General features: G+C 33.5%; 9 protein-coding genes and 1 pseudogene. All 10 read right to left on the reverse strand.

Annotated features, from left to right (window positions below):
* Window positions 1–142 precede the first annotated feature (142 nt).
* The 10 genes and pseudogenes from BMSHG_RS00140 to BMSHG_RS25510 all read right to left on the reverse strand — a co-directional run bounded on the left by BMSHG_RS00140 (window position 143) and on the right by BMSHG_RS25510 (window position 5998).
* Window positions 143–1003: a GNAT family N-acetyltransferase gene (locus BMSHG_RS00140; RefSeq protein WP_019152402.1), complete on the reverse strand. Its 861-nt coding sequence runs from the start codon at window positions 1001–1003 to the stop codon at window positions 143–145.
* Window positions 1004–1048: 45 nt separating this feature from the next.
* Complete coding sequence (locus BMSHG_RS00145; protein WP_019152403.1) at window positions 1049–1318, reverse strand: hypothetical protein; 270 nt, start codon at window positions 1316–1318, stop codon at window positions 1049–1051.
* Window positions 1319–1688: 370 nt separating this feature from the next.
* Entirely contained in the window at window positions 1689–2240 is a 552-nt protein-coding gene (locus BMSHG_RS00150; protein WP_455342370.1) for an AAA family ATPase, read from the reverse strand.
* Between the two features lie 47 nt (window positions 2241–2287).
* Window positions 2288–2848, reverse strand: coding sequence for a hypothetical protein (locus tag BMSHG_RS00155; protein ID WP_019152405.1), 561 nt, complete (start codon window positions 2846–2848; stop codon window positions 2288–2290).
* Between the two features lie 102 nt (window positions 2849–2950).
* A complete protein-coding gene (locus BMSHG_RS00160; protein WP_019152406.1) occupies window positions 2951–3259 on the reverse strand; it encodes a DUF3784 domain-containing protein in 309 nt (102 codons plus the stop codon).
* Window positions 3260–3336: 77 nt separating this feature from the next.
* Window positions 3337–3843: a DUF1648 domain-containing protein gene (locus BMSHG_RS00165; RefSeq protein WP_019152407.1), complete on the reverse strand. Its 507-nt coding sequence runs from the start codon at window positions 3841–3843 to the stop codon at window positions 3337–3339.
* A gap of 428 nt (window positions 3844–4271) precedes the next feature.
* Window positions 4272–4505: a hypothetical protein gene (locus BMSHG_RS00175; protein ID WP_019152409.1), complete on the reverse strand. Its 234-nt coding sequence runs from the start codon at window positions 4503–4505 to the stop codon at window positions 4272–4274.
* A 184-nt stretch (window positions 4506–4689) separates the two neighbouring features.
* A complete protein-coding gene (locus BMSHG_RS00185) occupies window positions 4690–5232 on the reverse strand; it encodes a DUF3267 domain-containing protein (RefSeq protein ID WP_026073259.1) in 543 nt (180 codons plus the stop codon).
* 70 nt (window positions 5233–5302) lie between these two features.
* A pseudogene (locus tag BMSHG_RS00190) lies at window positions 5303–5518 on the reverse strand (HAD family hydrolase); the annotation flags it as partial.
* 54 nt (window positions 5519–5572) lie between these two features.
* Entirely contained in the window at window positions 5573–5998 is a 426-nt protein-coding gene (locus BMSHG_RS25510) for an NUDIX hydrolase (RefSeq protein WP_235776304.1), read from the reverse strand.
* Between the last annotated feature and the right edge of the window lie 23 nt (window positions 5999–6021).

The following is a 6021-nucleotide window of genomic DNA, read 5'->3' on the forward strand; positions in this document are numbered from 1 at the left end:
CCTTTAATGTTCAAATTTCTCTACAAAATATCTTATTCCTTCTTCAACTAACCTGCTTTGTCTGTTCAATAACTTCAAAAAAAAGGACTTTTCCTTCTTAAAAAAAGTCCCCTTTATAAATATCAATAGTTATTTGAAAAGATTATTCGACTTTATCAAATCCTAGATGAACAGAATCGGCTATCTTTTCATAACCAATTTCTCTATAAATCTTATTTGATGTTGGGTTCATCATATCTGTGTATAGTGTACAAAAATGGTATTCTTTGAGTAATTCTCTTGAGACGGCCGTAACAAGTGTCCGAGCATATCCCTTTTTACGTTCTTCTTTTGGTGTAAAAACTAAACTGACGGTTACACCGTTTTTAGTCGGACGAGACTTCTTCATCATGGATACAATCTTCCCTTTATCTTCCCAAAGAAAAACCTCTCGTTGTTTTAGAAATATTGCAACACGTTTTTTCACATGATCAATGGGTGAAATGGGTAGTCCAGTATCCCTTTCAAATAAGTTGTACCACTTCTTGATAAGGGAAGAATCACTTTCTTCTGCAAAGCGCCAAGTACCAGAACTATGTTCCAGCGTTTCATTTATCTTATTTAAGCGATACAATCCTTGATCCATAAGTAGTTGATGAGTTGTACCTGTTTTTATCTCCCATTTCTTTGCGAATTTGTACGCCCACGGTTTCAAACTGATGATTGAATCAAATTCTATGTCAAGGTCGTTCGTACTTTCTATTAATAAATCTATTATTTCTTCTAAACGGGCTTCATCGACAAAAATAAGATTCAAGGGATGGGGAGGTGTCATTTGAAAAAGAGCTAACACTTTTCCATCCTCTTCAATGGTCGCCATAAATGGATTTTCATAATGACCAGCTTTAATGGCTTGCAGTACACCAAAAAATAAACTGAATTTATCTTCATTCTCCAATAAAATTGGCTCAATCTTTCTCTCAAAATCATGAGCATTATCATAAACTATAAAATTTGCATTCAATATTAATCCCTCCTTATATGTAAAAGTAATTATTTTTTCTTACCTTTAAGTTCTAAAAGTTGCAAAATTTAATAAGATAGAAACAATGGTCAAAAACCATAATGCCCTTTCCATACCGGGTACTACATCCATTAGAGCTGCCCAATCTTCTGCTTCTACCCACATCGAGACAAGACTGTATTCTGCACAAAGTGTTAAGGCTGTAAAGGATAATCCTATGGCCATCGCAAGTTTATAATCTTTTCCTACTTTATACAGATATAGATTTATAAAAGTTGCTACTATTGCAATTATCCCAAATATCATAAATAACATGATTAACCTCCATCTTTCTTAATTTTTGTCGTGTAATAATACTAATCTGCATCATCTCATTTTTTTACATTACATTTTATTTGTCATTAATACGTCAAATCTTATTTTATAGTAATGCTCTTCTTTTTCTGATTGAGCAAATTGGAATCGTTATTACAATAATTTCAACAAAAATAGCGATAATCCTTCATGGACATCGCCTTCCATACTTCAACCTAGCTAAGTAGGTAATTGGATTATCTTACAAAATACACTTACTTCAAGAATTTTACTAACTATTGATAATGTGAAACTCTTACTAAAAATATACCGAATTAATATGACGGGTTATATTAGCGAACATATTTAATTACGCTTCTTTTGTACTACATCAAATAGTAAGTAAAGAAGATTTTTTTTCAATTACAGCTTTTATTGTTGAAACACTTTGTTCAATTGTTTGATTAGTTGTGTCAATAATTTTGGATTCAAAATGGCCCAAATTGTTAAATTGCTCCCACATTCTTTCTACCAATTCAACGTTCGTAACTTCGTCTAATTTGGAACGATTGATTGCTCGTTTCATTGTTTCCTCCTTAGAGGCTCTTAAGATAATGTAATGAACTTCGTAATTTTCTCGCACCGTTTTTAACCACGGATCTAGGAACCAAGGACCAACAATTCCATCTATCATCACATCGTAGCCACCACGTGCAAAACGTTTGGCCGCTTCCAAAAAGGCTTCGATAACAATTATGTTTTGTTCCTGAGATTCTGGTAAAAAGGGAGGTATTGCCCCCTTACGAATATAGTGATAGAAATCATCCGTGTGCATATGAACCGACTTTGTAAAATTGGACTCTTTAGCAACAATTGAAGAGATAGTACTTTTACCAGTCCCTGGTGAACCTGTAATGATAATCATTCGGCCTTGCTTCATCATATTCTCCTCCGAAATTTTCTTGCGATAACCAAACAGGATTTTACCTGTTATCTGCTATCCTTTTTTGTAAGATTTTCGCCTTGACTTCCTATACCTCTTATTGTGAATTCAAGTGTATCTCCGTCAAGTTCTAACTCAAGATGATGTTCCCAGTTTAAAAATTCATCACATGTAATGAGTAACTTATTATTATTCCAGCCTTGAAACTTAATCGAGTCCATATTAATTTGACTTTCTATTGATTTCTTATCTTTTATGGATGATTCAATTTTTTCTAGACCATAATAATCAGCGATAATGAAATCGCCTGATGGTGTTACGGTTACACTTTGATATTGGGGATCGGACTCATATTCTGTTAATTCACCACTATCACAATCAACTTGAAAAAGATAATCAGAGGTAAGGACAAGAACCGTTTTATATTTCGTTGATACTGCAATCCCCCGCGGTGAACCTCTAAATTCACCACACCATTCATTAAAATCTTCGTCTTCGAATCTTACCCAAGTCCAGTTAGGAGAATTCCATGAACTTTCTATGTCATAAATTCTCTCCTTGTACTTTCCTGAAATAGGTTGACTGATTATTTCTGCTTTCGTTATCACTTGTTTTTCCTCCAATAAAATGGTGGTTTTATATAGTAGAGGCAAATCCTTCTTAATGAAATCCGTGGTTTGTTATACTTAACCTTCAAAACTTTTTATACTCTACCTTTTAAATCTATTTCCTGTATTCAAATAAATGAGCATAAAGACAACTAATCCAATGAATATAGCAAGACCAAAGTAGAATATCCAATTAATTTGATGATAATCACTTAGTAACCACAATCCCATACTAAAAGACAAAGCAAACATCATTTTTCCCATAAATTTGCAAAGGGCGATGGTATCGTATTTAGCTTTTTCATCTTCGGACATGGTATTATAACCTGCAATTAAGAATGAGCCTTTCCCATTAACTAAAAAAATCCCCATCACAATAAATAACCCTATTACAATCACTATTCCAATCATGTTTATCTTCCTTTATTAAAGTATCTGTAAGTTACTTTAAGAATAATTGTTCTATTAGAGTAGTCTTATCACACTTTTCACTTAATCTTTCTTTGTTTCATGATTCCTAATACAATCGGGATAAGGGCACTGAATATGGCTATTGGAAGTAACCATACACCAAATCCATTGCTTTTACCTAACGCAATGGAGATTGATTCTATTGCGATTAACGCAAAAATTATGAGACTGATATTTTTTAATTGATTTACCAGTTTACGGCTAACTAAGTAGAATTCTTTCGCATTATCTTCACGAAAGCGTTCTGGATAATTGTGTGATTCAGGGAACTTTTCGATAACTTGCATGAAACATGCCAAAAATACTCCGATTAACGGGAGGATAATCAGTTCCATCTTTGAACCCCAACGATCGACCTCGCCGAGCGCATTGAAATGTGCAGGAACTTCTTCCGGAAGTTCATTCCAATTGAAAATTAAAAAGATTAACGATCCTAAGTAAAATGAATAACCGATGATGTCCCAAATCCATTCACTCATCGTTTTAGGTATTTTAATTTTAGGTCTTTTCGGAAAATTTGACATGCCCTTCAACCACCTTTATCAACTTCAGGTTTAATTGAACTTACTCGCCAAGGTGTCTAGGATTTTTAACATATAATCCTAGTACATACCCACAATCCGAACAATAATATGAAGATATCGGTGATGATTGACTTCTTGGATTATTGAATGAGAACATATGAACTACTGCATTTCCTGATCGAATATGTCCTTTTTTAATTTGAATGCTCTTACATTTTGGACACTCTTTTTCTTCCATTTTCTAATCACTCCAATCTCATAAAATTTTCTATATAAGTATTGAGTTTTTGTTCTTATCTATTCTATTATTTACGAATTACGAAGAATTAAGTTTCCATTTTTGTACCACTTTTAACTCCTATTTCTATAATATAAAGAGCCATTCTCCTTCTTGAAGAATAGCCGGGTATTAATTGTATGCAAAATAATTATTCACTCTTCTTTCTCTGTTCCAACCAATCCCAATAAGCACCATAAATCTCATTGTGGAGAAATCCCTCATTTTCTTCTTCCTCATTTAGCTTACGTTCACGTAGTGTTAATCCAAGCCATATGGTATCAACTTCAACTATTTCCGGGTTTCTAACAGCGTCTAAAAAGGCAAAGGAATCGAAGAATGTGTACAGAATAGTGTCTCTAACTGTTTTTTCTATAGCTAACAAAGCCGCCTCATCAAAACTATTTTTTTTAATGCGTCTATTTCTTCTTTGCTTAACTTAAGTTCATCCAAACAATCTTTTCTTTCGACGGGTCTATACGTTGATTTCGTATTTCAGATCTATTTTTAATCATTTCATGTAGTTCAATAAAAAATATCTTTCTTGTATCCTTAACCTCCTTTCTCATTCAATCCTCTTTTATACGAAAATATCCCCTATAAAAAACTGTATTTTTTGGTTTAATCACAATGAGAAATGAATTAATGATATCGGAGGCCGAAATAAAGGTGTTGAACCAACTTATAAATAATAGGATTGGTTTGAGCTCTCCAAAAACATAGAACGATAGAATGACGGGGACGATCGATAATGCAATAAAGGGCAAGCTCATAAACACCCAGAATCTACCTTTGGAGAGAATGGCATTTGTATTTAACCAAAAAAACACACCTCTAAAAGTGAGACTGATATCCCCTTTTTTATGTATGACTAAAATATGTAGGCTTTCATGAAGAAGGAAGACAATGATGCCGATTAGGATCATTAATAAAATATTTATATCGAGGATTCCAATACCAATATTAGGTGGTAACAGAACAATGATTATCTGAAGTAGATATACAAACTTCATAAAATGATTACGATACCAAGGCTTTTGTATGAAAGGAGTCCATTGTGACAAATCCATCCTTTGCTGTGGCAATTGCTGAAACCAATGTATCATTCGGATTCTCCTTTTTGGAAAACACTTAGATATTAAATAGGTAGATAGCTTAATGACTGTATTCTCGCGTTCTGGACTACTGTTTTATTAAATGTAAAATCTCCATTGGTTCTTTTAAAACCAAGTCTCCTTCCATAGTTTTAGCTCCCCATAGAGCAAGAGCAAATTGTACTCCAGCATTTTTTGCACATTGAAGATCATATATGGAGTCACCGATGTATATCGTTTTCTCCTGAAAAGCATTTAACCCTTTCAAACACGCTAATAAAGGTTCAGGATGGGGTTTATGCCTTTTCTTTCAACAACACTGTTTAAAATATTATATCAATTGCATTTCACATTAAATTTATAAACGAATAGAGCCATAATGATGTCGACTTTCAAAAAGATATGCAATGAAACTCTCATAATATGGTATAAATTTTTTAAGTTTAATTAGATTTAAGATTTCCTCTTTCGAAGCCCATTTGGCTGCTTGTACCTCTTCAGTTTGTAACGTTAATTCATTCAAATCAAAATCATATTCAATTAAATAATAATCATCAAAGCCATGCTCAAAATTAATAGTAAAATGTGGACGAATCTTATCGAAATTATAATGAATGCCCAGCTCCTCGAATAACTCTCTTGAAGCAGCCTGCTGACTTGTATCACCTACAACCGCACTACCACCACAAGTGATATCCCAAAGGTTCGACCATCCTTGCTTAAAGGGCTGGCGCTGCTGAATGAGCATTTCACCTTTTGAATTAAAAATACATACGTGTAACAACTAAATGAAACTCGTCTGGATGC

The organism is Robertmurraya massiliosenegalensis JC6 (assembly GCF_000311725.1).
Taxonomy (GTDB): domain Bacteria; phylum Bacillota; class Bacilli; order Bacillales; family Cytobacillaceae; genus Robertmurraya; species Robertmurraya massiliosenegalensis.